At 63.5% G+C, this 25069-nt stretch carries 22 protein-coding genes; 17 read left to right on the top strand and 5 right to left on the bottom strand.

Going from position 1 to position 25069, the window contains the following annotated elements; all coding sequences use genetic code 11:
* Window positions 1-7: 7 nt before the first annotated feature.
* On the top strand, window positions 8-844 hold the full coding sequence (locus NKJ57_RS22155) for an amidohydrolase family protein (RefSeq protein WP_023817860.1): 837 nt from the start codon (window positions 8-10) through the stop codon (window positions 842-844).
* A 49-nt stretch (window positions 845-893) separates the two neighbouring features.
* Here NKJ57_RS22155 and NKJ57_RS22150 read toward each other — a convergent pair whose 3' ends face one another.
* Window positions 894-1679: an SDR family NAD(P)-dependent oxidoreductase gene (locus NKJ57_RS22150; protein WP_352512519.1), complete on the bottom strand. Its 786-nt coding sequence runs from the start codon at window positions 1677-1679 to the stop codon at window positions 894-896.
* An 82-nt stretch (window positions 1680-1761) separates the two neighbouring features.
* On the opposite strand from NKJ57_RS22150, the gene uxuA reads away from it, so the two are divergent.
* From uxuA to NKJ57_RS22125, 5 genes are all read left to right on the top strand, one after another.
* Window positions 1762-2946: a mannonate dehydratase gene (gene uxuA / locus NKJ57_RS22145; RefSeq protein ID WP_352512520.1), complete on the top strand. Its 1185-nt coding sequence runs from the start codon at window positions 1762-1764 to the stop codon at window positions 2944-2946.
* 202 nt (window positions 2947-3148) lie between these two features.
* Complete coding sequence (locus NKJ57_RS22140; RefSeq protein WP_023725469.1) at window positions 3149-4438, top strand: D-arabinono-1,4-lactone oxidase; 1290 nt, start codon at window positions 3149-3151, stop codon at window positions 4436-4438.
* Window positions 4435-5607 (top strand): alanine racemase, encoded by a 1173-nt coding sequence (locus tag NKJ57_RS22135; RefSeq protein ID WP_352512521.1) that lies wholly within the window; start codon window positions 4435-4437, stop codon window positions 5605-5607. The genes NKJ57_RS22140 and NKJ57_RS22135 overlap by 4 nt, the downstream gene beginning before the upstream one ends.
* Before the next feature lie 79 nt (window positions 5608-5686).
* Window positions 5687-7399, top strand: a complete 1713-nt coding sequence (locus NKJ57_RS22130) for an aldehyde dehydrogenase family protein (protein ID WP_352512523.1) — start codon at window positions 5687-5689, stop codon at window positions 7397-7399.
* 49 nt (window positions 7400-7448) lie between these two features.
* Window positions 7449-9101 (top strand): FAD-binding dehydrogenase, encoded by a 1653-nt coding sequence (locus NKJ57_RS22125; protein ID WP_023702125.1) that lies wholly within the window; start codon window positions 7449-7451, stop codon window positions 9099-9101.
* 239 nt (window positions 9102-9340) lie between these two features.
* Here NKJ57_RS22125 and dgoD read toward each other — a convergent pair whose 3' ends face one another.
* On the bottom strand, window positions 9341-10489 hold the full coding sequence (gene dgoD / locus NKJ57_RS22120; protein ID WP_023685304.1) for a galactonate dehydratase: 1149 nt from the start codon (window positions 10487-10489) through the stop codon (window positions 9341-9343).
* 7 nt (window positions 10490-10496) lie between these two features.
* The gene (locus NKJ57_RS22115; protein WP_245266096.1) at window positions 10497-11186 is read right to left on the bottom strand and encodes a FadR/GntR family transcriptional regulator; all 690 of its coding nucleotides are present in this window, start codon (window positions 11184-11186) and stop codon (window positions 10497-10499) included.
* Between the two features lie 245 nt (window positions 11187-11431).
* On the opposite strand from NKJ57_RS22115, the gene NKJ57_RS22110 reads away from it, so the two are divergent.
* The 4 genes from NKJ57_RS22110 (at window position 11432) to NKJ57_RS22095 (ending at window position 15770) form a co-directional block, all read left to right on the top strand.
* Window positions 11432-12421: an arabinose ABC transporter substrate-binding protein gene (locus tag NKJ57_RS22110; RefSeq protein ID WP_023668118.1), complete on the top strand. Its 990-nt coding sequence runs from the start codon at window positions 11432-11434 to the stop codon at window positions 12419-12421.
* A 70-nt stretch (window positions 12422-12491) separates the two neighbouring features.
* Window positions 12492-14003: an L-arabinose ABC transporter ATP-binding protein AraG gene (araG, locus tag NKJ57_RS22105; protein ID WP_352512525.1), complete on the top strand. Its 1512-nt coding sequence runs from the start codon at window positions 12492-12494 to the stop codon at window positions 14001-14003.
* Between the two features lie 11 nt (window positions 14004-14014).
* The gene (gene araH / locus NKJ57_RS22100; protein WP_023815856.1) at window positions 14015-14965 is read left to right on the top strand and encodes an L-arabinose ABC transporter permease AraH; all 951 of its coding nucleotides are present in this window, start codon (window positions 14015-14017) and stop codon (window positions 14963-14965) included.
* Window positions 14966-14990: 25 nt separating this feature from the next.
* Window positions 14991-15770, top strand: a complete 780-nt coding sequence (locus NKJ57_RS22095) for an SDR family oxidoreductase (protein ID WP_023739508.1) — start codon at window positions 14991-14993, stop codon at window positions 15768-15770.
* Between the two features lie 62 nt (window positions 15771-15832).
* Here NKJ57_RS22095 and NKJ57_RS22090 read toward each other — a convergent pair whose 3' ends face one another.
* Window positions 15833-16780 (bottom strand): GlxA family transcriptional regulator, encoded by a 948-nt coding sequence (locus tag NKJ57_RS22090; RefSeq protein ID WP_352512527.1) that lies wholly within the window; start codon window positions 16778-16780, stop codon window positions 15833-15835.
* 86 nt (window positions 16781-16866) lie between these two features.
* On the opposite strand from NKJ57_RS22090, the gene NKJ57_RS22085 reads away from it, so the two are divergent.
* The 7 genes from NKJ57_RS22085 (at window position 16867) to NKJ57_RS22055 (ending at window position 24001) form a co-directional block, all read left to right on the top strand.
* The gene (locus NKJ57_RS22085; protein ID WP_352512528.1) at window positions 16867-17574 is read left to right on the top strand and encodes a DJ-1/PfpI family protein; all 708 of its coding nucleotides are present in this window, start codon (window positions 16867-16869) and stop codon (window positions 17572-17574) included.
* Between the two features lie 121 nt (window positions 17575-17695).
* On the top strand, window positions 17696-18430 hold the full coding sequence (locus NKJ57_RS22080; protein ID WP_352512529.1) for a FadR/GntR family transcriptional regulator: 735 nt from the start codon (window positions 17696-17698) through the stop codon (window positions 18428-18430).
* Window positions 18427-19623 carry a PLP-dependent transferase gene (locus tag NKJ57_RS22075; protein ID WP_023712132.1) on the top strand — a complete coding sequence of 399 codons (1197 nt, stop codon included), beginning with the start codon at window positions 18427-18429 and terminating at the stop codon, window positions 19621-19623. The genes NKJ57_RS22080 and NKJ57_RS22075 overlap by 4 nt, the downstream gene beginning before the upstream one ends.
* Window positions 19624-19649: 26 nt before the next feature.
* Window positions 19650-20927: an ABC transporter substrate-binding protein gene (locus tag NKJ57_RS22070; protein WP_023685297.1), complete on the top strand. Its 1278-nt coding sequence runs from the start codon at window positions 19650-19652 to the stop codon at window positions 20925-20927.
* 231 nt (window positions 20928-21158) lie between these two features.
* A complete protein-coding gene (locus tag NKJ57_RS22065) occupies window positions 21159-22082 on the top strand; it encodes a carbohydrate ABC transporter permease (RefSeq protein ID WP_352512530.1) in 924 nt (307 codons plus the stop codon).
* A complete protein-coding gene (locus NKJ57_RS22060; protein WP_023691354.1) occupies window positions 22082-22930 on the top strand; it encodes a carbohydrate ABC transporter permease in 849 nt (282 codons plus the stop codon). The genes NKJ57_RS22065 and NKJ57_RS22060 overlap by 1 nt, the downstream gene beginning before the upstream one ends.
* A 3-nt stretch (window positions 22931-22933) precedes the next feature.
* Window positions 22934-24001, top strand: a complete 1068-nt coding sequence (locus NKJ57_RS22055; RefSeq protein WP_352512531.1) for an ABC transporter ATP-binding protein — start codon at window positions 22934-22936, stop codon at window positions 23999-24001.
* 2 nt (window positions 24002-24003) lie between these two features.
* On the opposite strand, the gene NKJ57_RS22050 is transcribed toward NKJ57_RS22055, so the two are convergent.
* Window positions 24004-24846 carry an AraC family ligand binding domain-containing protein gene (locus tag NKJ57_RS22050; RefSeq protein ID WP_081725414.1) on the bottom strand — a complete coding sequence of 281 codons (843 nt, stop codon included), beginning with the start codon at window positions 24844-24846 and terminating at the stop codon, window positions 24004-24006.
* Window positions 24847-25069 lie beyond the last annotated feature (223 nt).

The following is a 25069-nucleotide window of genomic DNA, read 5'->3' as shown; positions in this document are numbered from 1 at the left end:
GACAGCCATGATCATCGACACTCATCTGCACCTGATCGACCTTTCGGCGCTGCGCTATCCCTGGCTCAGCCGCGAGCCGGCGCTCAACCGCGATTTCCCGCACGCAGAATATGCGATCCAGGCCCGCCGGGCCGGCATCGAGGCCGCGCTGCATATGGAGGTCGACGTCGATGAAGCCGACATCCAGGCCGAGGCCAGCCATGTGAAGGCGCAGTCGCTGGAGAAGGGCAGTCTGTTGCGCGGGGCGATCGCCTCCTGCCGCCCGGAGGAGGCCGGTTTCGCCGCCTATCTCGAGCGCCAGCAGGCCGATCCCTTCGTCAAGGGGTTCCGTCGCGTGCTGCACGTCATGCCGGACGAGCTTTCGGACAGCGCGCTGTTTCGCGAAAACATCAAGCGGCTTGCCGGCACCGGCCTGACCTTCGACCTCGTCGTCCTGCCGCATCAGATTCCAAGGGCGGTTGCGCTCGCTGATCTGGCGCCGGATGTGCAGTTCGTGCTCGACCATTGCGGCGTGCCCGACATCAAGGCCAGTGCGGAACATCCGTGGCGCGAGCATATGACCGAGATCGCGCGGCGTCCCAATGTCATCGGCAAGATCTCCGGCGTCGTCGCCTATGCCGATGCCGGCTCATGGACCGTCGAGACCTTGCGCCCCTATGTCGAGCACACGATCGGCATTTTCGGCTGGGACCGCGTCGTGTGGGGCAGCGACTGGCCGGTGTGCACGCTTGGCGGTGGCCTTGCCACTTGGGTGGCGGCGACACACGCGCTGATCGCGGGCGCCAGTCCTGAGGAGAGGACGAAACTGCTGTCGGGCAATGCCAAGCGGATGTGGAAGCTGTAGCGCGGTCGGACACCGATTGCCTGCAAGCGCGCAGAACGCCATCATAGCGCTACTTCACGCCGATACCTGCCGTCAGGCCGCCATCGATCCTGTAGTCCGCGCCGGTGCAGAAACCGGCCTTCGACGAGCACAGGAAGGCGATGAGTTCCGCCACTTCCTCCGGTTCGCCGATACGGCCGAGCGGATGCGCCGCGCCGAAGCGCTTGTAAGCCTCTTCGACATCGGCATCGCTGCCATTGCCGCCACGCGCGGCCTTCTCCAGGATTGGCGTGCGGATCGAGCCCGGGCTGACCGAATTCACCCGAACGCCTGATGCCGCGTAGTCGAGCGCCAGCGAGCGCGTCAGCGTGTGGATGGCCCCTTTGGTCGTGGCATAGGCGGCAACGTTCTGCTGGCAGGCAAAGCCCTGCACCGAGGCGACATTGACGATGGCGCCGCCGCCGCGCTTGATCATTTCGGGGATGCCGAAATGCGCGGTCAGGTAGATCGAGCCGACATTGACCGTCATCGTTCGGTTCCAGGTTTCCCAGTCGGTCGTCGTCGCGGTGCCATAGGGATGGACGGCGGCTGAGTTGACGATGACATCTAGGCCGCCGAACCTTGCGACGCCAGCCGCCACCGCGTCGCGCACCTGGTCGGAAACGGAGACGTCGGTGTCGATGACCAGCGCCTTGGCTCCAGCGCTTTCCAACTGCGCCTTCATCGCCGCATTGGCCACGCGGTCGATGCCGCAGGCGATGATTGCAGCACCCCCGGCCGCAAGGCGCTTGGCGGTTGCCAGGCCGATGCCGGTCGTCCCCGTCACAAGAGCTACCTTGCCGTCGAAATCCTTCATTTCTAAAAACTCCTCCATTTTCTATCGACTCCCATCGCGGTCCAACAATAAGTTGCCAACCTCTCGCAGAAGGAAAGCCGAAATGGAACAATGCTGGCGCTGGTATGGGCCCGATGATCCGGTGACGCTCGATCATGTCAAGCAGGCGGGCGCCACCGGCGTGGTCTCGGCGCTCCACCATATCTATGACGGCCGGGCGTGGCCTGAGGCCGAAGTGCTGGAGCGCAAGCGCATTATCGAGGAAGCAGGACTGACCTGGTCGGTCGTAGAGAGCATTCCGGTCCACAATTCCTTCAAGATCGGCGCGCCGGAACGCGAGCGCTATGCCGGCTATTACCGCGATTCGATCCGCGCGCTGGCCAAGGCCGGCATCGCCACGATCTGCTACAATTTCATGCCGGTGGTGGACTGGACCCGCACCGATCTAGCCTACCGTCTGCCGACGACAGGCTACGCCCTGCGTTTTGATGCGATCGATTTCGCCGCTTACGATCTGTTCGTGCTGAAGCGCAGAAACGGCGTGGCAAGCTATACGCCGGCGCGTATTGCGCAGGCGGAAGCGCGGCTGAAGGAATTGCCGCCCGAGAAGATCGACCAGATCGAGCGCAATCTGATCGCCGGCCTGCCGGCTACAGAGCGCAAGTATGACCGCGACAGTTTTCGCGAGGCGCTTGCGGACTATGACGGGATCGGGTCGAAGGAGTTGCGCGACAACCTCGCGTGGTTCCTGCGCGAGATCATTCCGGTGGCGGAAGAGGAGGGGGTGCGCATGTGTATCCACCCCGACGATCCGCCGTTTTCGCTCTACGGCCTGCCGCGCGTCGTTTCGACCGCCGAGGATGCGCGTTTCATTCTCAATGCCGTCGACAGCCAGGCCAATGGGCTGACGTTCTGCACCGGGTCCTACGGCACGCGCGCCGACAACGACATCGTCGCCATGGTCAAGGAATTCGCCGACCGCATCCACTTCGCCCATCTGCGCAATATCACCATCGAGGATGACGGCTCGTTCTACGAGGCCGAGCATCTCGAAGGCGGCACCGACATGGCGCATGTCATCCTGGCGCTGATGCAGGAGGAGGCGCGCCGCCGCAAGGAGGGCCGCGCCGACTGGCAAATCCCGATGCGGCCGGACCATGGCCACCTGCTCGCCGACGATATCGGCAAGACAAGGATCAATCCCGGCTACTCGCTGATCGGCCGCCTGAAGGGCTTGGCCGAATTGCGCGGCATCATGCGGGCCGTGGAAACGTTTGGGCTGGCTTGAAGGGGCAACGAACTGCGTTCAATGCCGACGCCGGCTCAGCGTGCGTCGCTGTAGATAATGCGGCCGGCGCGGACGCAAGACACCTCCGATTGCCAGGTTGACAGAAAGCTGACAATGTATCATATCCGGAAAAGCTGACTATGTATCATATTATCTAGCGCTAGGGGAAAGACCGGCAAAGCCGGCGCCCTAGGGAGGGATCGTGGGAGAGGCTATCAGCCAGTGGAGCAATTGGTCGGGCTATGTCACGGCCACGCCGCAGGCTTTTGCCGAACCGCAGAGTCTCGATGAGCTGAGTGGTGCCATTCGCAACTCGCCGGGACCAGTTCGATTTGTCGGCACGGGCCATTCCTTTACGCCGCTGGTCAAGAATGACGGCACCATCCTGTCGCTCGACCGCTTCGAGGGCCTGAGGTCGCACGATCCCGAAAAACTGACGGCGCGGGTCGGCGCCGGCACCAAGATCGGCGCGCTGGCAAAGCTGTTGCACGGCGTCGGCCAGGCGCTGCCGAACATGGGCGACATCGACAAGCAGGCGTTCGGCGGGGCCCTCGGCACCGCCACGCACGGCTCGGGCATCACACTTGGCGCGTACCACACCCAGCTCGAGGCGATGCAGATCGTCGACGGGCGTGGCGCGCTGAAAGAGTTCGACCGTGCCAAGAGCCCCGACATGATCGAAGCCATGGGCGCTTCGCTCGGCGCTTTCGGCGCCGTCACCGAAGTGACGATCCGCAACGTGGCGAGCTACCGGATGCGGCACCGCCGCTGGACGGCGCCGATCGCCGATGTGCTTGCGCAATTCGAAAGCACCATGACGGCGCATCGTTCGGCCGAGTTCTACTACGTGCCGTTTTCGGGCCAGGCGCTGCTGATTGCCAGCGACATCACCGAGGCGCCGGCGACGGTGCGTCCGCCGACGGAAGACGACGATGCGGTGACGACGCTGAGAAAACTGCGCGACTATCTCAGCTGGCTCCCTTGGCTGCGCCGCCGTCTCATCGGCTCGGCCTTCGCCAAGGTGCCGGCCGAGGATTATATCGAGGAGTGGCTGAAGGTCTTCACCTCCGAGCGCAACGTCAAGTTCAACGAGATGGAATACCACCTGCCGTTCGAGGAAGGGGCGGCCGCACTCAGCGAAATCATTGCGCTGCTCGAGACGCGGTTTCCAGAGGTCTATTTTCCGATGGAGGTGCGCGTCGTCGCGCCCGACAATGTCTGGCTCAGCCCCTTCTACAAGCGCCCAACCTGTTCCATCGCCATCCATCACGGCGTCGAGCGCGATCCGATGGCGTTCTTCAACGCCGCCGAGCCGATCTTCAGGAAGCGCGGCGGCCGCCCGCATTGGGGCAAGATGCACAGCCTGACATCAAGGGAATTGAGCGCGCTCTATCCGCGCTGGAACGATGCGATGGCGGTCCGCCGCGAGATGGACCCGGACAACCGCTTCGTGTCGCCCTATATTGCCAGGCTGCTCGGCGTCGCGGCATGAGCCTGACCGACACCTATTTCGCGGAAATGTCGGGCGCGCTCAGGGCAGCCGGGATCTTTCAGCCTTGCCTGGTGCTCGATCTCGACCGGCTCGATCACAACATCGCTGCGATCAAGGCGAAGTTCGCCACGGGCCTCGATCTGCGCCTCGTCGACAAGTCGCTGCCATGCCTGCCGCTGATCGACTATATCCGCGCGGCGTTTGCGACCGACAGGCTGATGACCTTTCATCTGCCGATCAGCGCCGAGATGCTGAAAGTGTTTCCCCAAGTCGATCTCCTGTTGGGCAAGCCGATGCCGGTTGCCGGCGCCAGGCACGCGCTGACGAAGGGCGTTCTCGCCGGGCTCGGCGAAGCTACGTCGCGCATCGTCTGGCTGATCGATACCGAGGAGCGGCTGGCCGCCTATGGCTCGCTTGCCGCCGAGCTCGACCGCGAGCTGCGCGTCTGCTTCGAGGTCGATGTCGGCCTTCATCGCGGCGGTATCAGCGATCCCGACTCACTGGCCCGGGCAGTTTCCGCGGTGGCGAATTACCCGCGGCTGAAATGCGAAGGCGTCATGGCCTACGAGGCGCATATCGGCCATATCCCCAAACTGCTGGGAGGACCGGCCAAGGCGCGCGTCAAGGCGATCAGCCTGTTTCGCCAGTATGTCGCTTGCCTTGCCGCCGACCAGCGCAAGATCCTCAATCTTGGCGGCAGCAGCACCGCATTGCTCTATGACAGCTGGGTCGGCGCCAATGAATTGTCCATCGGATCGGCTTTTATGCTGCCGACCGATTTCGATGTGCCGAGCCTCAGCCAATTGCGGCCTGCCGCATTCATCGCGACGCCGATCCTGAAAGTGGTCGATGTCCAGGCGCCGGGCCTCGACCAGCGCTCCTGGCTGCTGCAGAAGCTCGGGCTGTTGCCGCGGCGCGGCTGTTTTCTCTATGGCGGAAAATGGATGGCCAAGCCCGTCCATCCCGTGGGGATGAAGACCGACAAGACGTTCGGCTTTTCGACCAATCAGCAATTCATGGCGCTGCCCGACAACGTCAATGTCGGGCCTGACGACTACGCCTTCCTGCGTCCGACGCAGAGCGAATTCGTGCTACAGCAATTCGGTTCGATCCAGGTCTATTCCGGCGGGAAATTCGTCGAGCAATGGGCCGCACTGCCGTTTTCGTAGAGCAATTCCAGGAAAAGTGTGAAGCGGTTTTCCCACAGGAATTGCGTCAAACAAAGAGATCGAAGTGGAGGAGGATAGGATGGTTGCCAAGGCAGTCAAAACCCAGCCAGTGCAGCCTGAATGGGCAGCCGAACTCGACCTCGCGCTCACCGATCTCGACGCCAGGAAGGACGACTGGGCGCAGACCTCGAATGGCGAGCGGATCGCCTTGCTGCGGCAGGTCAAGGATCACATCCGCGACGTCGCCGAGGCGTGGGTCAAAACCGCGACGCGCAAGAAGGGCATCCCGACCGGCTCGCCGCTGGAAGGTGAGGAATGGCTGGCTGGCCCGGCGGCGCTGATGGATGGCTGCAACCAGTTCATCCACACGCTGAGCCTGATGGAGGGCAAGAAGTTCCTTGACAGTCTGCCGGTTCGCACCTTGCCCAACGGACAGGTGGCTGTGACGGTGGTTCCGAATTCGCTCTGGGACAAGGTGCTGTTCACCGGGCTGAAGGCCGAGATCTGGATGCAGCCCGGCGTGACCAAGGCGAACCTCGCCGCAAACACCGCCTCGGCCTATGACGCGCCGCGCACCAGCCGCAAGGGCAAGATCGGCCTCGTGCTCGGCGCCGGCAACGTCGCCTCGATCGCGCCGCTCGACTGCCTGCACAAGCTGCTCGTCGAACATCAGGTCGTCCTGCTCAAGATGAACCCGGTCAATGATTACCTCGTTGATTTCCTGCGGCCGGCGCTGCGGCCGCTGATCGAATTCGGCGCGCTGCGCATCGTGCGCGGCGGCGCCGATGTCGGTGCGTATCTGTGCAACCGCGATCTCGTCGACGACATCCACATCACCGGTGCCGCCGCCTCGCATGACGCGATCGTCTGGGGTCCCGGCGAGGAGGGCCGCAAGAACAAGGCGGCGGGCACGCCGCGCAACAGCCGGCGTATCACCTCTGAGCTTGGCGGCGTGGCGCCGACCATCGTGGTGCCCGGCCCATGGTCGAATGCCGACATCGCCTACCATGCCGAACTGATCGCCACACAGAAGCTCAACAATTCCGGTTTCAACTGTATCGCCTGCCAAATGCTCGTGTTGCCCGAACGCTGGGACAAATCCGACGCGCTTCTGGCGGCCCTCGAAAAGGTGATGCAGAAAGCCCCGTCGCGCCCGGCCTATTATCCCGGCGCGACCGAGCGCCTCGCCGCCTTCGAGGCGCATGCCGACAGCGTACAGAAATTCGAGCGGCCCGGCGGGCCGGCCTGCGTGGTGGTGCCGTTCCGGCCGGGCACGGATACCTATCTCGAAAATGCCGAGGTGTTCGCGCCGGCGCTCAGCGTCATGCGGCTGCCGGCGGGCAATGCGGAATCCTATCTGCGCGCCGCTGTCGCCTACGCCAATGAAAAGCTGCACGGCACGCTTGCCGCCAACATCCTCATCCATCCCAGGACGATCGCCGAGATCGGCCGGCAGCGCTTCGAGGAAATCATTGCCGAACTGCGCTATGGCGGCATCGGCATCAATTCCTGGAGCGGCGTTCTGTTCGCGCTGCTGCGCCCGACCTGGGGTGCTTTCCCTGGCCACACGCTCGACGACGTGCAGAGCGGCATCGGCGTCGTCCACAACACCTATTTGTTCGACAGACCGGAACGCAGCGTGCTCGAAGCGCCGTTCCGCATCATGCCGAAGCCGGCCTGGTTCCTGACCCACAAAAGGGCACACATGGTCGGCCGCCTGATCACCGAGTTCAACTACCAGCCGAGCCTCCTGAAGCTGCCGCGCATCATCTGGAACGCGCTGCGCGGCTAGCAACGAGCATCCGATCTCGAAAACAAAAGCCGGCACAGGAGCTACGACAATGGCTGACGCGGACGCAATCATCGTTGGCGGCGGGCTGGCCGGCCTGGCCGCAGCCGCGGAACTCGGCGATGCCGGCAAGCGCGTGATCATCGTCGAGCAAGAGGGTGGCGGTTTTCTGGGCGGCCAGGCATTCTGGTCGCTCGGCGGCCTGTTTTTGGTCAACACGCCCGAGCAGCGCCGCCTGCGCATCAAGGACAGCCGCGACCTCGCCTGGCAGGATTGGCTGGGTTCTGCCCAGTTCGACCGGCCCGAGGACCATTGGCCAAGGAAAGTGGCGGAAGCCTATGTCGATTTCGCCGCCGGCGAGATGCGGCCGTGGCTCTACGCCATGGGCATGCGCTGGTGGCCGGTGGTCGGCTGGGCCGAGCGCGGCGGCGCGCTGGCCAATGGCCACGGCAATTCAGTGCCGCGCTTCCACCTGACATGGGGCACTGGGCCGGGCGTGGTCGCGCCGTTCGAAAGGCGCGTGCGCGAGCACGTCGCCAAAGGGCTGATCACTTTGAAATTCCGTCATCAGGTCAGCCGGCTGATCAAGACCAACGGCGCGGTCACCGGCGTCGCGGGCGAAATCCTGGAGGCATCCGATGTCGAGCGCGGCAAGCAGTCGAGCCGCACGGCCGTCGGCGATTTCGACCTTTCGGCCGGTGTCGTGATCGTCACCTCCGGCGGCATCGGCGGCAATCATGAGTTGGTTCGCAAGGTCTGGCCGGTCGGGCGGCTGGGGCCGGCGCCGAAGCGTATGGTTGCCGGCGTGCCGCACCATGTCGACGGCCGCATGGTGGCGATCACCCAGGACGCCGGCGGGGCCGTCATCAACGCCGACCGCATGTGGCACTATGTCGAGGGGATCAAGAACTGGAATCCGATCTGGCCGAACCACGGCATCCGCATCCTGTCTGCGCCGTCGCCGCTATGGTTCGACGCTCTCGGACAACGCATGGAGGCGCCGTTCTTCCCGAGCTTCGATTCGCTCGGCACCTTGAAGCGTATCCTCTCGACGGGACACGATTATTCCTGGTTCGTGCTGACCAAGACGATCGCTTCGAAGGAGTTCGTGCTCTCGGGTTCGGAGCAAAACCTCGACTTTACGGCCAAGGATTTTCGGGCCGTGCTGAAGAACCGGCGCGGCGGCAAGGCGCCGCCATCGGTGGCGGCGTTCCTGGAAAAGGGCGAGGACTTCGTCGTCCGCGACAACCTGGCCGACCTGGTCGCCGGGATGAACGCGCTGTCAGGCGACAATCTGCTCGACTACGACCGGCTCAACGCCCAGATCGTGGCGCGCGATCGCGAGGTCGACCATGCCTATACCAAGGATGCGCAGGTCACAGCCATCCGCGGCGCTCGCAACTACATTGGCGACAAGATCTTCCGGGTGACCAAGCCGCACAAGATACTCGATCCCAGGCACGGGCCGCTGATCGCGGTGCGCCTCAACATCCTGACGCGCAAAACGCTTGGCGGCCTGCACACCAATCTCAATTCGCAGGTTCTCGACGGCAATGGCGAACCCATTGCCGGGCTCTATGCGGCAGGCGAGGTGGCCGGCGGCGGTGGCGGCGGCTATCACGGCTACAATGCGCTGGAAGGGACATTTCTCGGCAGCTGCATCTTCTCCGGCAGGAACGCAGGCCGGCACGCCGCGGGCAGGTGACGCGGCTGGCGGGCCAAGAAAAGGTCGATGAGAACAGGACATCCGCCATGTTCCATGGATAGCGACTGCTTTCGATCGCTTGCGGCAACCCAGGCGGTCAGCGAGTTGCGGCTTGCCGGCGCCGACGGTTCCCATGCGCTGGTGCTCGGCGCTGCGGCCCATCAGAGGCCTGCGTTACGCTGGCGCCACCGCGAAATTGAGCTTGAGGTCCTGAAGGCCTGGCCGCAAGGTCGGCCGGGCTACCACTCGGCGAAGGAGCCGTCCTTGTGACGCCAGACCGGGTTGCGCCAGCGGTGGCCTTCCTTGGCCCTTTCCTTGACGTAGTCCTCGTCGATTTCGACGCCGAGGCCGGGACCATCGGGGATTGCGACATAGCCATCCTCGTAGCGAAAGACGTCCTTGTTGGCGGCATAATCGAGCAAATCGTTTGCGGCGTTGTAGTGGATGCCGAGGCTCTGTTCCTGGATGAAGCAGTTGTAGCTGACGGCATCGAGCTGCAGGCAGGCGGCGAGCGCGATCGGGCCGAGCGGGCAGTGCGGCGCGACCGCAATATCATAGGCCTCGGCCATCGCCGCGATCTTGCGGCATTCGGTGATGCCACCGGCATGCGAGAGGTCGGGTTGGATGATGTCGACGGCGCCTTGTTCGAACACCGATTTGAAATCCCAGCGGCTGTAGAGCCTCTCGCCGAGTGCGATCGGCGTCGAGCCGAGGGCGGCGATCTCCTTCAGCGCCTCGCGATTTTCGCTCAGCACCGGCTCCTCGATGAACATCAGCCGGTAGGGTTCCAACTCCTTGACCAGCATGCGCGCCATCGGCCGGTGGACGCGGCCGTGGAAATCGACGGCGATGCCAATGTTGGACCCAACGGCCTCGCGCACCATGGCGACTCGTTCGACAGCCGCATCTATTCTGTCATGGTTGTCGACGATCTGCAGTTCCTCGGTGCCATTCATCTTCAGCGCCTGAAAACCGCGCGCCACCACTTCCCTGGCGCCATCAGCCACTTCCGCCGGCCGGTCGCCGCCGATCCAGGAATAGACCTTGATGCTGTCGCGCAGCTTGCCGCCGAGCAGTTCGTGCACAGGCACGCCGAGCGCCTTGCCCTTGATGTCCCATAGCGCCTGGTCGATGCCGGCAATGGCGCTCATCAGGATCGGCCCGCCGCGGTAGAAGCCGCCGCGATGCATCACCGTCCAATGGTCCTCGATCAGGCGCGGGTCCTTGCCGATCAGATAATCGCCAAGTTCCTTGACCGCTGCCTCGACCGTCAGCGCACGGCCTTCGACCACAGGCTCGCCCCAGCCGGTGACGCCGGCATCAGTCTCGATCTTCAGGAACAGCCAGCGCGGCGGGACGATGTAGGTGGTGAGCGAGATGATTTTCATGCTGGTCTCAGTTGTTCTTGAGTTTCTTGGCGCTGACCAGGTCGCGCGCCGCAAGGTCGAGGATCCGGCCTGCCGCCGCACGCGCCGCCGCGGCATCGCGCATGCGCAGTGCCTCCACCACCTCGCGGTGCGCCGCCACTGCTTCCATGCGCCGAGCGAGCGAAATGGTCGCCGTTGCTTCAAGCGAGAATTTCAGCCCGGTGTCGATCAGATTGCCGATCTGGCGGAAGATCGGGTTGTGGCTCGCGGCATAGACGATCTGGTGGAAGGTGATGTCCGAGCGCGAGAAGGCGGCGAGATCCTCGCCGGCATTGGCCATGCCGCGCCAGGCGGCTTCGAGATCGGCGATCTCCTGCAGCGTCGCACGAGTCGCCGCCAGTTCAGCTACCAGAGGTTCGATGGCGCGGCGCGTCTCGAGGATGGCGTCGAACAATTTGTCGTCCAGCACATGCGGCGCGTGCCAGGCCAGCACCTGCGGGTCGATGATGTTCCAGTTGTCCTGTTCACATACAACCGTGCCGATGCGCGGCCGCGACAGCACCAGCCCCTTGGCGGCCAGCACCTTCAGCGCCTCGCGGATGACGGTGCGGCTGACGCCATATTCGACGCCGAGCTCGTTTTCGGTCGGCAGAGACGAGCCGGCGGGATAGCGTCCGGAAAAGATGTCTGAGGCAAGCGCCTTGGTCACATCGGGCATGACGCGCGGGCGGCGGGTGTCGCCTGATGCCTTCTTCGAAGTTTCGGTCACCTCAGCCCTCCTCCAAGGCGGCGAAACCACTGATCTCGCGTCCCCGGCCTTACCGGATGCGGATGATTTGCGCCAGCGATCCCTGGTCGGAGCATGTAGCTCAATTATCATACCAGATCAATTGACGAGTATGATAAAAAGAATTAGAGACTCTGCATCCGGGCTGAGCGCCCGGCCATCGCTGGGAGGTAATCATGCGACTTCTGAAGACCGCGCTCGTCGCGGGCGCCCTTGCCGTGCTGTCCGTCACGACCATCGCTGCATATGCTCAGGACACCAAGATAGGTTTTATCGTCAAACAGCCCGAGGAGCCGTGGTTCCAGGACGAATGGAAGTTCGCCGACCAGGCCGCCAAGGAGAAGGGTTTTACCCTGGTCAAGATCGGCGCCGAGGACGGTGAGAAGCTGATGTCGGCGATCGACAATCTCGGCGCGCAGGGCGCGCAAGGCTTCATCGTCTGCACACCTGATGTGAAACTCGGCCCCGGCATCGTCGCCAAGGCCGCCGCCAACAATCTCAAGCTGATGACCGTTGACGACCGTCTGGTCGGCGCAGACGGCAAGGCGCTGGAAGACGTGCCGCATATGGGCATTTCGGCGACCAAGATCGGCGAGGCCGTCGGCCAGGCGATCGTCGACGAAATGAAGGCGCGCGGCTGGAAGGCCGACGAGGTTGGCGCCATCCGCGTCTCCTATGATCAGTTGCCGACCGCCGTCGACCGGGTCGAAGGCGCCATCTCGGTGCTCAAGGCCAACGGCTTCAAGGCCGAGAACATCTTCGACGCACCTCAGGCCAAGACCGATACCGAGGCTGCGCTCAATGCGGCGACGGTGGTACTCAACGCCCATGCCGACATCAAGAAGTGGGTCTCCTTCGGCCTCAACGACGAAGCCGTTCTCGGCGCCGTGCGCGCTTCCGAAAGCGTCGGCATCCCGGCCGAAAACGTGATCGGCGTCGGCATTGGCGGCGCGGATTCGGCGATCAACGAGTTCAAGAAGCCGACCGCCACCGGCTTCGTCGGCACGGTGATCATCTCGCCGAAGCGTCACGGCTACGAGACTGCGCTCAACATGTATGACTGGGTCGCCAACAACAAGGAACCCGAGAAGCTCATCCTGACCGCCGGTGCGCTGGCCAAGCGCGACGACTACCAGACGGTCCGCAAGGGTCTCGGCATCGAATAATCCTCCCTGTACAAACAGGCGGCGGCTCACAGTCGCCGCCTGTTTGGCATGGCAAAAGGATAGGCGCCCCATGTCCTTTCTCGACTTCTCGGAAATCACCAAGACCTATCCGGGCGTCAAGGCGCTGTCCGGCGTCTCGTTCAGCGTCGACAAGGGCGTCGTGCACGGCCTGATGGGCGAGAACGGCGCCGGCAAATCCACGCTGATCAAGATCCTGTCGGGCGACCAGCATGCCGATGACGGCGCAATCAGCATCGACGGCAAGGTCCAGGCCTATTCATCGACGAGGGATGCATTCGACAATGGCGTCATCGTCATCCACCAGGAACTGCAGCTGGTCCCTGAGCTCACTGTTGCCGAAAACCTCAGCCTCGGCCGCTTCCCCGCCAACGCCGGCATCATCGCCCGTGCCAGGATGCTGGACGATGTTGGCGCCAAGCTGAAATCAGCCGGCATCGACATCGATATCAGCCGCAAGGTCAAGACGCTGTCGATCGGCGAGCGCCAGATGGTCGAGATCGCCAAGGCGATCATGCTCGACGCGCGCGTCATCGCTCTGGACGAGCCGACCTCGTCATTGTCGTCGCGCGAAAGCGAAATCCTGTTTGCCCTGATCGACCGCCTGCGCGGCGAGGGCAAGGTCATCATCTATGTCTCGCACCGGCTGGACGAAGTGTTCCGCCTCTGCGACAGCCTGACCGTGCTGCGCGACGGCAAGCTCGCGGCGCACCATGCGTCGCTGAAAAACGTCACACGCGACCAGGTCGTCGCCGAAATGGTCGGCCGCGAAATCTCCGATATCTGGGGGTTTCGCCCACGCCCGGCCGGCGATGTCCGGCTGAAGGTCGACGCTGTTTGCGGAGTAAAACTGACGACGCCCGCCAGCTTCGAGGCGAGGGCGGGCGAGATCGTCGGCTTCTTCGGCCTGATCGGCGCGGGGCGCTCGGAACTGATGCGGCTGGTGTTCGGCGCCGACCCGCGCTCAGGTGGCACCATTACCGTTGATGGCAAGGTCGTGCATGCCACCGATCCGCATGACGCGATCCGCGCCGGGATCGTTTTGTGCTCGGAAGACCGCAAGCATGACGGCATCATCCAGGGCCGCTCGATCGAGGAGAACATCAACATCTCGTCGCGGCGTCATCACACACGCTTCGGAATCTTGAACCGCGCTAGCGAGATCGCCACCGCCGAGACCTTCATCAAGAAGCTCAAGGTGCGCACGCCGTCGCGCAAGCAGGACATCATCAACCTCTCCGGTGGCAACCAGCAGAAGGTCATTCTCGGCCGCTGGCTGTCGGAGCAGGGCGTGCGCGTGCTTATCGTCGACGAGCCGACACGCGGTATCGATGTCGGCGCCAAAGCGGAAATCTACGAACTGCTCTACCAGCTTGCCGAAGACGGCATGGCGATCGTCGTCGTCTCGTCTGAACTGCCGGAAGTGATGGGCATTTGCGACCGCATCCTGGTGATGTGCGGCGGGCGCATCAGCGCCGAACTCGCGCGCGACCAGTTCGCCGAAAAAGCGATCCTGGCCGCCGCTCTTCCCGATCAGAAAACCCCCGACGCGATCGCATCCTGAGGATATTTGCCATGACCGATCAGTTGAAGAAGATCCTGCTCGGCGAACAGGGCCTCGTCGTGATCTTCATCGTCGCCTTCGCGCTGGTGTCGCTGCTGGTGCCGAATTTTCTGACCGACCGCAACATGCTCGGCCTGCTGCAATCGGTGGTCACCGTCGGCATCGTCGCCTGCACGATGATGTTCTGCCTCGCCGCGCGCGACTTCGACCTCTCGGTCGGTTCGATCGTTGCTTTCGCCGGCATGGTCGCGGTGATGGCGTCGAACTATACCGGATCGATCATCCTCGGGCTTCTTGCGGCAATCGCCTGCGGCGCCTTCGTCGGCTTCATCAACGGCGTCGTCATCGCCAAGTTCCGCATCAACGCGCTGATCACGACGCTTGCTACCATGCAGATCGTGCGCGGCCTTGCGCTGATCGCATCCGATGGCCGCGCCGTCGGCATCAACAGCCCGGATTTCTACCAACTGGCGCTGTCGAAGCTGTTCGGCATTCCGACGCCGGTCTGGGTCCTGGCCGTGCTGTTCTGCATCTTCGGTTTTGTCCTCAATCGTACCGTGTTCGGCAAGAACACGCTGGCCATCGGCGGTAACCCGGAGGCTTCGCGCCTGGCCGGCGTCAATGTCGACTGGACGCGCATCTGGATCTTTGCGCTGCAAGGCGTGGTTTGCGGCATCGCCGGCATCCTTCTGGCCTCGCGCATCACGTCGGGCCAGCCCAATGCGGCGGTGGGGCTTGAACTATCGGTCATCTCGGCCTGCGTGCTCGGCGGCGTCTCGCTTGCCGGCGGCCGCGCCACCATGTCGGGCGTCATCGTCGGCGTGCTGATCATGGGCATCGCCGAAAACGCCATGAACCTGCTCAACATCCCAGCCTTCTACCAATACATTGTGCGCGGCGTGATCCTGCTGCTTGCCGTTTTGCTCGACAATCTGCGTTCGTCGGCACTGGGCCGGCGCTGATCCGTCTTCCAGTGGAGTGACAGCCATGGCTGAGCGCCTGTCCGGCAAACGCATCTTCCTCACCGGCGCCGCGCAAGGCATCGGGCTTGCCATCGCCGAGGCCTGCCTGGCCGAAGGGGCAAAACTGTTCCTGGTCGATCGCGACGGCGCGCTGCTGGACAAAACGGTCGCCGGCCTTGCCGCACCGCAGGGCCATGTCGGACATACCGCAGCCGACATCAGCGACGGGGCCGCGATTGCCGCTGCCGTCAGCCGGGCGACCGACGCGATCGGGCCGATCAACGCGCTGATCAACAATGCCGGGATGAATGTGTTCTCGACGCCGCTCGAGGCGACCGAGGAGGAGTGGAATCGCAATTTCGATGTCAACGTCAAAGGCGCCTGGAACTGCGCCAAGGCGGTGCTGCCGGCAATGATCGCAAATGGCGGTGGCGCGATCCTCAACATCGCCTCGACGCACAGCTTCACCATCATCCCTCATACCTTCCCCTATCCCGTGGCCAAGCACGCGCTGCTTGGGCTGACCAAGTCGCTGGCGCTGGAATATGCCGGGCAGGGCGTGCGCGTGAACGCGCTGGCGCCCGGTTATGTCGAGACGCAGAAGGCGACCGACTATTGGAACAGTTTTGCCGATCCGGTTGCGGCGCGCGCCAAGACGCTGGCGCTGCATCCCGGCGGCCGCATCGCCTCGGCGCGCGAGATCGCGCTGGCCGCTGTGTTCATGATTTCTGAGGAGTGCCCGTTCATGAACGCGGCGACCCTCGTCGTCGATGGCGGCCTCAGCCAGCTACAGCATCCCGCCTGAACGCTGGAGAGGCTCTATTTCTACCGCATCGACCGCCGGCCTAATGGAGCAAGCAGTCGCGATCAGAAACGCTCGCGATAGGCGCGCGGATTGGTGCCCAGCACGCGCAGAAAGCCGCGCCGCATGGTTTCTTCCGAGCCGAAACCGCAGCGGCGGGCCGTCTGGTTGACGGGCTGGCCCCGCTCCAGCATCCGCCGCGCCGCCTCGATCCGGATCTCCTCGATCGCGCGGGCAGGTGTCCGGCCGGTGGCCTCGCGATAGCGCCGCGAGAAGCTGCGCGGGCTCATATTGGCGTGGTCGGCCAACTGCGTGAGCGACAGGTCACCGGACAGATTTTCGAGGATCCAGCCATGCAGCCGGTCGAAGCGCCCGTCGCCTTGCTGCAGCTTGAGGGTCTGGCTGAATTGCGCCTGGCCACCGGGACGTTTCAGGAAGACCACCAACTCGCGCGCCACGCCGAGCGCCGTGTGCCGGCCAAGGTCGGCCTCGACGAGGGAGAGGGCGAGATCGATCCCCGCCGTTACGCCGGCGGATGTCCAGACATTGCCGTCGCGGATGAAGATCGGATCGGGTTCGAGTCGGACCGCGGGAAAGCGCCGGGCGAACTCCGCGCAGCGTCCCCAATGGGTCACCGCGCGGCGGCCGTCGAGCAGGCCAGCCGTCGCCAGCAGCATGGCGCCGCTGCAGACGGAAGCGGTTCGGGTGGCATCGCGCGAGCGACCGGCGATCCACTGGACCAGCACGGGATCGTCGCAGGCCGCGTTGACGCCCCATCCTCCGGGGACAAGCAGCGTGTCGATCTTACCTCCGTGGGTTGGCAGCACTGCTGCCTCCAGCACGAGACCGGCCGATGTCCGGATGCGCGGTGAGGCGGCGACGACCACGACCTCGTAAGGAGCCGGTTCGCCGGCCTGCCTTTTGAAATCATTGGCGCTGGCAAAGACCTGCAGCGGTCCGCTGACGTCGAGGAGCTGGATGTCGGGATAGGCAAGTACTTCGATACGGCGCATTGGTTTGGCCCGAAGCGAGGGATGAATGGCAATCGTGCCACACCATGATGCCGTAGATTGCCGGAAGTCAACCCACGGAGATTTCCATGCCCCTTCGTTTCGGCATCCTCGTATTCCCCGACGTCCAACAACTCGACCTCACCGGCCCATACGAAGTCCTGGCGTCGGCCAAGGATGCCGAGGTGGAACTGATCTGGAAGGATCGCAACCCGGTGACGTCATCGACGCGCCTCTCGCTGACGCCAACCGCGACCTTTGACGATTGCCGGCCCCTCGACGTGCTGTGCATTCCTGGCGGGGGCGGGGTCAACGCGCTGCTGGAGGACCAGACAGTCCTCGATTTCGTGTGGGAGCGCGCGGGGCAGGTGCGCTACATCACCTCCGTTTGCAGCGGTGCCCTGGTGCTTGGGGCGGCCGGACTGCTGAGGGGCAAGCGCGCGACCACGCACTGGTATGCGCATGATTTCCTTGAGGAGTTCGGAGCGATCCCGGTCGACGAGCGTATCGTCGAAGACGGCAAGCTCATCACCGCCGGCGGCGTCACTTCGGGGATCGACTTCGGCCTGGCGCTGGTTGCGAGGCTGCTTGGACAGGAGGAGGCCGAGATCGTGCAGCTCTCGCTCGAATACGCCCCGGCTCCTCCCTTTCGGTCCGGCACGCCCGCCGAGGCGTCGCCTGCGGTGCTGGCGCAGGCAAAAAAGCGCCTCTCTGGTTCGAGGCGGGTTCGCGAGGCAATCTTCGCTCGCTGGCGCGAGGCTCGCGCCGCCGCTGCGCCGGCGCGCGTCCACGGCTGAAGCAGCAAGGCCGAAGGTGCATCCCCTGGCCCTTCGGCCTTGCTGCGTTTCCACTGTTGACAGGTCCCTTCGTCTGTGCAGAAATTGGTTGGACCATTGAGCCACTTCGGTAGTAGCCCCGGTGACCGAATTCACCCTTCCGCCGATCCAGACGACGGCCCGCGACGACGCGGTGCTGAAGGCGTTGGCCGGCTTCGTCATGCGCGAGAAGCTGGAACCCGGTGAGAGGCTGCCGACCGAACGCATCCTCGCTGAGCGTCTGAAGGTCAGCCGCAACACGGTGCGCGAGGCGCTGACGCGCTGGGAAGGGCTTGGTCTGGTCGAGCGCCGGCAGGGCTCGGGCACCTATCTCAAGGCCGCCGTCTCGCTCGACATGCTGCACATGCCGCTGACGCTTGCCGGCGGCAATGATTTCACCGGTCTGATGCGCACGCTGGAAATCCGCCGCGCGCTGGAAGCGGAAGCCGCCGCCCTTTGCGCCATTCGTGCCGACAAGGACGACCTCGCCGAGATCGAGCGCAAGCTCGACATCATGGAGGAAGAGTTTCTCAGCCGCGCCGGCATGTCGTCGGAAGAGGACTGGGAATTCCATCAGGCGATCTACCGCGCCTGCGGCAATCCGCTGTTCGAGCAGATTATCGCCGCCATGCACGAACTGTTCCACCGCTTCTGGGAACATCCGCTCGGCGTGCGCGATTTCGGCCACGCAAGCTTTCCCTACCACCGCACCATGTTCGACTGCATCGCCGCGCACGATCCGGAAGGCGCCCGGGCCGAAGCGCTGAAGCTGATCGCCACGGTCGAGGACGATTTGAAGCGCGGCGCCGCCAACCTCAAACTTTCGGTCCGCACATGAACGAGCACAGCTTCGACCCAGGCATTTCCGGCAGCGACTATCTCGCCGAGGCGGCGACGCTTCTGGCGCATGACGACCCGTTCCCCGGCAATGCGGTGGTGCCGCCGATCTACCAGACCTCGCTGTTCACCTTCGCCAGCTATGCCGACATGGCCGACACCTTTGCCGGGCGCAGGAAACAGCCGATCTATTCGCGCGGCGACAATCCGACGGTGATGGAATTCGAGTCGCGCGTCGCAGCGCTTGAAGGTGCTGAAGCCGCACGTGGTTTTTCGAGCGGCATGGCTGCGATCAGCGCGACGTTGCTGGCTTTCGTCGGCGCAGGCGAACGCATCCTTGCGGTGCGCAATTGCTATGGCGACGCCTACCGACTGTTCGAGCGGCTGTTTCCGCGCCTGCATATCAAGGTGGACTATGTCGACGGCTCCGATCCGGATGCGGTGGCCGCGGCACTTCCCGGTGCGAAACTGCTCTACCTGGAAAGCCCGACCTCGATGATGTTCGAGCTGCAGGATCTCGAACATCTGACGCGGCTGGCGAAAGAGCAGGGCATCGTCACCACAATCGACAATTCCTGGGCGACGCCGGTGTTCCAGAAGCCGATCCTGCACGGCGTCGATCTGGTGCTGCACTCGGCCTCGAAATATCTCGGCGGCCACAGCGATACCGTCGCCGGTGTGGTGGCGGGCTCGGCCGCCCATATCAAGCACATCAACGACCAGACCTACTCGCAGCTTGGCGCAAAGCTGTCGCCCTTCGAGGGCTGGCTGCTGTTGCGCGGCCTGCGCACGCTGCCGCTGAGACTGCCGCATCACATGAAGAGCGGGCTCATCATCGCCGAGCGCTTGAAGGCGCATGACAAGGTCGAGCGGGTCAATCATCCCGCCTATTCCAACCATCCCGGCAAGAAGACGCTTGCCGGCTATGCCGGGCTGTTCTCCTTCGAGGTGACGGAGGATGTCGACATTCCCGCTTTCGTCGATGCGCTGAAATTTTTCCGCATCGGCGTCAGCTGGGGTGGTCATGAAAGCCTGGTCGTGCCGGCAAAGGCCTCGCTCGAGCAGACGCCGGGTCTCAATTCGATGGCGCGCTTCGGCGTCAGCCCCCGAACCATCCGCTTCAATGTCGGATTGGAAAGCGTCGAAGACCTCTGGGCCGACATCGGCCAGGCCTTCGACAAAGCAAAAAAATGACTGGGTTCAAAATGGGAGTTCTGAACATGAAAAGACTGAGCATCATGCTTGCCACCGCTGCCGGCCTGGCGATGTCCGCCAGCGGCGCATTGGCCGACACCACCCTCAAGCTGGTCGAGGTCATCACCAGCCCGCAGCGCACCGAATTCCTGAAGAAGCAGATCGCCGAGTTCGAGGCCGCCAATGCCGGCGTCAAGGTCGAGGTGGTCTCGCTGCCCTGGGGTCAGGCCTTCGAGAAATTCCTCACCATGGTGCAGGCCGGCGATACGCCCGACATCGTCGAGATGCCGGAGCGCTGGATGGGCCTCTACGCCACCAACGGCCAGCTCGAGGATCTCGGTCCCTACATGGCCAAATGGGATGATGCCAAAACGCTCGGCGACCGCGCCAAGCAGTTCGGCTCGACCGTCAACAACACCCAGTTCATGATCCCGTACGGCTACTATGTGAATGCGCTGTTCTGGAACAAGAAGCTGTTCAAGGAGGCCGGTCTCGACGGCCCGCCGGCGACACTCGACGACTTCATCGCCGACTCCAAGAAGATCTCCGCCATTCCAGGCAAGTACGGCTATTGCTTGCGCGGTGGGCCGGGCGCCTTCAACGGCATGCACATGTTCATGAACATCGCCGCTGGCAAGGGCGGCTACTTCAACGAGGACGGCACCTCGACCATCAACGAGGAGGGCTCGGTCAAGGGCCTGCAGATGCTGGCCGACATGTACAAGGACGGGCTGGCGCCCAAGGATGCGGTGAGTTGGGGCTTTAACGAGACCGTCACCGGCTTCTATTCCGGCACCTGCGCCATGCTCAACCAGGATCCGGATGCGCTGATCGGCATTGCCGACAAGATGAGTGCCGACGATTTTGCCGTGGCGCCGCTGCCTGTGGGGCCAAGCGGCAAATCCTATCCGACGCTGGGCTATGCCGGCTGGGCGATGTTCGCCAATTCGCAGCACAAGGACGATGCCTGGAAGCTGATGGCGACGCTGTTGTCGCCCAAGGACAATCTCGAATGGGCCAAGGAAGTCGGCGTCGTGCCGATCCACAATGGCGCCGACCAGGATGCCCACTTCAAGACCGAGCAGTTCAAAGGCTGGTTCACCGAACTCAGCGACACTTCCAAATATGAAATGGTGACGCCGCCGACACATCTGGAGAACCTCGGCAATTTCGTCGACCAGGTGGCGATCAAGAATTTCCAGGAAGTGCTGCTCGGCCAGAAGTCGGCCAAGGACGTTGCCGATCAATGGGCCGCGTTCCTGACCAAGGAACAGCAGGACTGGCTGGCCAAGAACAAGAAGTAGTTCTTCCACCTTCTCCCCGTTTACGGTGAGAAGGTGGCCCGAATGCATGTCGCCCAAAAGTGCGTAGCGGTTTTGGGACAACGACATGCACAGACAGGCCCGGATGAGGGGCAGCGCGAGCACCCCAAGGCTGGCGCCGCCCCTCATCTGCCTGCCGGCATCTTCTCCCCGTGAACGGGGAGAAGGGTGCTGTTGCCGCTGTCGGCACCCACCCATGATTGTTGAGCGCTAATGACTTATGCCGTGTCCGAAATACGATCCGCCGGCCGGCCGCGAAAGAAGCGGCTGACGCATGCAGCAATCGAGCCCTGGCTTTATCTCAGCCCGGCGATCGTTCTGCTGGTCGTGGTGCTGCTGGTGCCGCTGATCATCGGCATCAGCTATTCGTTCCGGAAGTTCTCCGCCTTCAAATCCGAATATGTCGGTCTAGGCCAGTATCAGGTGATGCTGACCGACCAGGTGCTGGGGCAGGCGCTGGTCAACACGCTGTGGTGGACCGTCGCCAGCCTGTTCTTCCAGTTCTTCCTCGGCCTGGGTCTGGCGTTGCTGCTCGACAAACCGTTTGTCGGGCGCAAGTTCGTGCAGGCGGTGGTGTTCCTGCCCTGGGCGGTGCCATCTTTCCTGTCGGGCCTGACCTGGGCGTGGCTGTTCAATCCGATCATCGGACCACTGCCGCATTGGCTCTTCACGCTCGGGCTGAAGGCCGAGCCGACCAATGTGCTGTCCGATCCGGCGACCGCCATGTGGGGGCCGATCATCGCCAACATCTGGTTCGGCATTCCGTTCTTCGCCATCACGCTGCTGGCGGCGCTGAAGTCGATCCCGTCGGAACTGCATGAGGCGGCCGCAATCGACGGCGCTTCGCCTTGGCAGCGCTTCACCAAGGTGACGCTGCCGTTCCTAGCGCCGACCATCGTCATCACCGTCATGCTGCGTACGATCTGGATCGCGACCTTCGCCGATCTGATCTTCGTCATGACCGAGGGCGGGCCGGCCGGCTCGACCAGCACGGTGCCGGTCTACATCTATGTCAGCGCCTTCAAGTCGCTGGACAAGGGCTATGCCTCCGCGGTGGCGGTGCTGCTACTGGTACTGCTCATCGCCTATGCGATCGCGCTGATCGCCATCCGCCGGTTGCTGGTGAGGCACGTCTGATGATTGCCGGACGCTCTACCTCCTCGCGCATCTTCAGCGGCGTCGGCCTCTACGCGGCGATTGCCGCCTATATGATCTTCGCCCTGTTCCCGATCTTCTGGACGCTGAAGATTTCGGTGACGCCGGAGCGGCTGCTCTATTCCGAGGGCATCACGCTGTGGCCGTCGCAGACGACCTTCCGCAACTTCATCACTGTCCTGGAAGCCTCTGACTTCCCCCGCTATTTCCTCAACAGCGTCATCGTCTCGGTGTCGACCGCGGCGCTCGTCACGGTCATCGCCACCCTCGCCGGTTACGCCATGTCGCGCTTCACCTTTCGCGGCAAGGCGACCCTGGCGATCATGCTTTTGCTCACGCAAACCTTTCCGCTGGTGATGGTCATTCCGCCGATCTACCGCGTCATGGGCGAGCTTGGCCTGACCAACAGCCTGGTCGGTCTGATCATCATCTACACGGCCTTCAACACCGCCTTCGCCACCTTCCTGATGCAGTCCTTCTTCGACGGCATTCCGAAGGATCTGGAGGAAGCGGCGATGATCGACGGCTGCACGCGGGCGCAGGCGATGCGCAAGGTGATCGTGCCGCTGACCTTGCCCGGCATGGGCGCCACGCTTGGCTTCGTCTTCACCGCCGCCTGGAGCGAATTGCTGTTCGCGCTGATGCTCATTTCCAGCGACGACCAGAAGACGTTTGCCGTCGGCCTGCTCACCTATATCGGCAAGTTCGCCGTCGACTGGGGGCAGATGATGGCGGCGTCGATCCTGGCGCTGATCCCGGTCTGTATCTTCTTCGCCTTCCTGCAACGCTATCTCGTCACCGGCCTCACCGCCGGCGCGGTCAAAGGATAATCGATGGCTTCCGTCACGCTGCAAAACGTCGAGAAGGACTACGGTTCGCTGCGCATCCTGCACGGCGTCGACCTCGAGATCGCCGATGGCGAGTTCGTCGTGCTGGTCGGCCCGTCCGGCTGTGGCAAGTCGACCCTTTTGCGCATGATTGCCGGGCTGGAGGAGGTGTCGGGCGGCGAGATCCATATCGGCGATCGGCTGGTCAACGATGTCGCGCCGAAGGACCGCGATATTGCCATGGTGTTCCAGTCCTACGCGCTCTATCCGCACATGGACGTGTCGTCGAATATGGGCTTCAGCCTGCTGTTGAAGAAGGCGGAGAAGACGAGGATCGACGGCAGGGTAGGGGCGGCAGCAAAGCGGCTCGGCCTCGACAGTTTCCTCGGACGTCTGCCCAGGCAACTGTCCGGCGGCCAACGCCAGCGCGTGGCCATGGGCCGGGCCATCGTGCGTGATCCCAAAGTGTTCCTGTTCGACGAACCGCTCAGCAATCTCGACGCCAAATTGCGCGTGCATATGCGCGCCGAGATCAAGGCGCTGCACCAGCAGCTCAAGACCACATCAGTCTATGTCACCCACGACCAGATCGAAGCCATGACTATGGCCGACCGCATCGTCGTCATGCATGACGGTTACGTCCAGCAGGTCGGCCATCCGCTCGAACTCTACGATCGGCCGATCAACACCTTCGTCGCCGGCTTCATCGGCTCGCCCGGCATGAACTTTTTTCCGGCGACAGTGGCCAATGGCGGCAAGGTGGACGCGGTGCTGGCCGACGGCCAGAAGCTGAGATTGCCTGATGGCTTGCCATTGAAGGATGGCGATGTGCTCACCGTCGGGCTACGGCCGGAGCACATCCAGCTTGCCGACGATGGTCCGCTCAGGGCAGAGGTCGAGGTGGTCGAGCCGCTCGGCCTGTCGACGCAGTTCTATGTCCGGCTCGCCAACCAGCTGGTTTGTGTCTTCGTCATGGGACGCAGCACTATCCGGCCTGGCGATAAGGTGCGGCTGTCTGCCGATCCGGCGGCGCTGCATCTGTTCGATCCCGCAAGCGGCAACCGCATCGGGTAATCCTATCGAAGGCTGCCCAGGCTGGCATACATGCCGGTGGTGCGGAACTGCGTCGGGTTGATGCCGTAGAGCCGGCGGAAGACTTTCGAGAAATAGTTGGCGTCCTCGAAGCCGCACAGGATGGCGACCTCCTTGACCGGCAGGAAATCGGCTTTGGTTAGCAGCTTCGCCGCCCGCTGCAGCCGCTGCTGCAGCACGAACTCGGCCGGCGGAACGCCTTCGCTCTCGGCGAAGCAGCGCGAGAAATGGGCGCGGCTGAGGCCGCTGATCTGGACGAGCTCGGCCACGGGCAAGGGCTTGTCGAGATTGGCGTTGATATGATCGATGACCGGCTGCATGACGCTCTGTTTCTCAGTGAAGGCGTGCGAGCCGAAGACATCGTCGTAAAGCGCCATCGCCGCCTCATAGGCGATTGCCGAAGCAGCGCCAGGCGAAGCGCCGCCCTTGATCAGGCGCAGGCTGCAATCGGCGAGATGATCGATCGTCTCCGGCTGCAGCCGAAACACCGGGCCGGAGACGCTGAGTATGGATTTGTGGACGCGCAGCGCCTCCTCGCCATTCATCGAGATCCAGAAATATTCCCAGCGGTCGCCCTTCTCCAGCCAGTAGCGATGGTTGTGTGGCACCAGCACCAGCAGCGTGTCGTTGGCCTGCAGGCGGTAGTTGCGGTTCTCGTAGCGCAGCTGGCCGGTGCCGCTGATCGTGTGCTGCAGCACGGTGAACGGCGTCTGGCCGCGCTTGCGCCCATCCCAGTCGTAAGTCACGCCCTCGCGTACTTCATAGCCGGTGCTGGTCGGCATGGCATGCAGGCGCTGGCGGCCGCGCGGCAGCGAAATGGTGCGCATCAACTGTCCGTTGGCGATCAGATCATGCAGCACAAAATTACCCTCGAAAGCATAATCGTTCTCTGGCCGCGCCCTGGAATAACGGCATAATCCAAATCCTGAGAACGCGAAAGACCCGCGGTCGAGGAGCGGGCGGGGAGGAGAACGAGCCGGAATTCCGGCTCGAATGGCATGCGCGCCAAGGCGGGCCGCCATTCCCTTTCCTGTTGCTCCTTACCCGGCA

This window comes from Mesorhizobium sp. M0077, from assembly GCF_040322955.1.
Lineage (GTDB): Bacteria > Pseudomonadota > Alphaproteobacteria > Rhizobiales > Rhizobiaceae > Mesorhizobium.
The sequence above is the reverse complement of the archived record's forward strand: the minus strand, read 5'-3'. Positions and strand labels throughout refer to the sequence as shown.

Excerpts from the sequence above, each read along its gene's own strand:
- NKJ57_RS22155 (WP_023817860.1), top strand. The coding sequence starts at position 8 with ATGATCATCGACACTCATCTGCACCTGATCGACCTTTCGGCGCTGCGC.
- NKJ57_RS22150 (WP_352512519.1), bottom strand. The coding sequence starts at position 1,679 with ATGAAGGATTTCGACGGCAAGGTAGCTCTTGTGACGGGGACGACCGGC.
- uxuA (WP_352512520.1), top strand. The coding sequence starts at position 1,762 with ATGGAACAATGCTGGCGCTGGTATGGGCCCGATGATCCGGTGACGCTC.
- NKJ57_RS22135 (WP_352512521.1), top strand. The coding sequence starts at position 4,435 with ATGAGCCTGACCGACACCTATTTCGCGGAAATGTCGGGCGCGCTCAGG.
- NKJ57_RS22130 (WP_352512523.1), top strand. The coding sequence starts at position 5,687 with ATGGTTGCCAAGGCAGTCAAAACCCAGCCAGTGCAGCCTGAATGGGCA.
- NKJ57_RS22125 (WP_023702125.1), top strand. The coding sequence starts at position 7,449 with ATGGCTGACGCGGACGCAATCATCGTTGGCGGCGGGCTGGCCGGCCTG.
- dgoD (WP_023685304.1), bottom strand. The coding sequence starts at position 10,489 with ATGAAAATCATCTCGCTCACCACCTACATCGTCCCGCCGCGCTGGCTG.
- NKJ57_RS22115 (WP_245266096.1), bottom strand. The coding sequence starts at position 11,186 with ATGCCCGATGTGACCAAGGCGCTTGCCTCAGACATCTTTTCCGGACGC.
- NKJ57_RS22110 (WP_023668118.1), top strand. The coding sequence starts at position 11,432 with ATGCGACTTCTGAAGACCGCGCTCGTCGCGGGCGCCCTTGCCGTGCTG.
- araG (WP_352512525.1), top strand. The coding sequence starts at position 12,492 with ATGTCCTTTCTCGACTTCTCGGAAATCACCAAGACCTATCCGGGCGTC.
- araH (WP_023815856.1), top strand. The coding sequence starts at position 14,015 with ATGACCGATCAGTTGAAGAAGATCCTGCTCGGCGAACAGGGCCTCGTC.
- NKJ57_RS22095 (WP_023739508.1), top strand. The coding sequence starts at position 14,991 with ATGGCTGAGCGCCTGTCCGGCAAACGCATCTTCCTCACCGGCGCCGCG.
- NKJ57_RS22090 (WP_352512527.1), bottom strand. The coding sequence starts at position 16,780 with ATGCGCCGTATCGAAGTACTTGCCTATCCCGACATCCAGCTCCTCGAC.
- NKJ57_RS22085 (WP_352512528.1), top strand. The coding sequence starts at position 16,867 with ATGCCCCTTCGTTTCGGCATCCTCGTATTCCCCGACGTCCAACAACTC.
- NKJ57_RS22075 (WP_023712132.1), top strand. The coding sequence starts at position 18,427 with ATGAACGAGCACAGCTTCGACCCAGGCATTTCCGGCAGCGACTATCTC.
- NKJ57_RS22070 (WP_023685297.1), top strand. The coding sequence starts at position 19,650 with ATGAAAAGACTGAGCATCATGCTTGCCACCGCTGCCGGCCTGGCGATG.
- NKJ57_RS22065 (WP_352512530.1), top strand. The coding sequence starts at position 21,159 with ATGACTTATGCCGTGTCCGAAATACGATCCGCCGGCCGGCCGCGAAAG.
- NKJ57_RS22060 (WP_023691354.1), top strand. The coding sequence starts at position 22,082 with ATGATTGCCGGACGCTCTACCTCCTCGCGCATCTTCAGCGGCGTCGGC.
- NKJ57_RS22055 (WP_352512531.1), top strand. The coding sequence starts at position 22,934 with ATGGCTTCCGTCACGCTGCAAAACGTCGAGAAGGACTACGGTTCGCTG.
- NKJ57_RS22050 (WP_081725414.1), bottom strand. The coding sequence starts at position 24,846 with ATGCGCACCATTTCGCTGCCGCGCGGCCGCCAGCGCCTGCATGCCATG.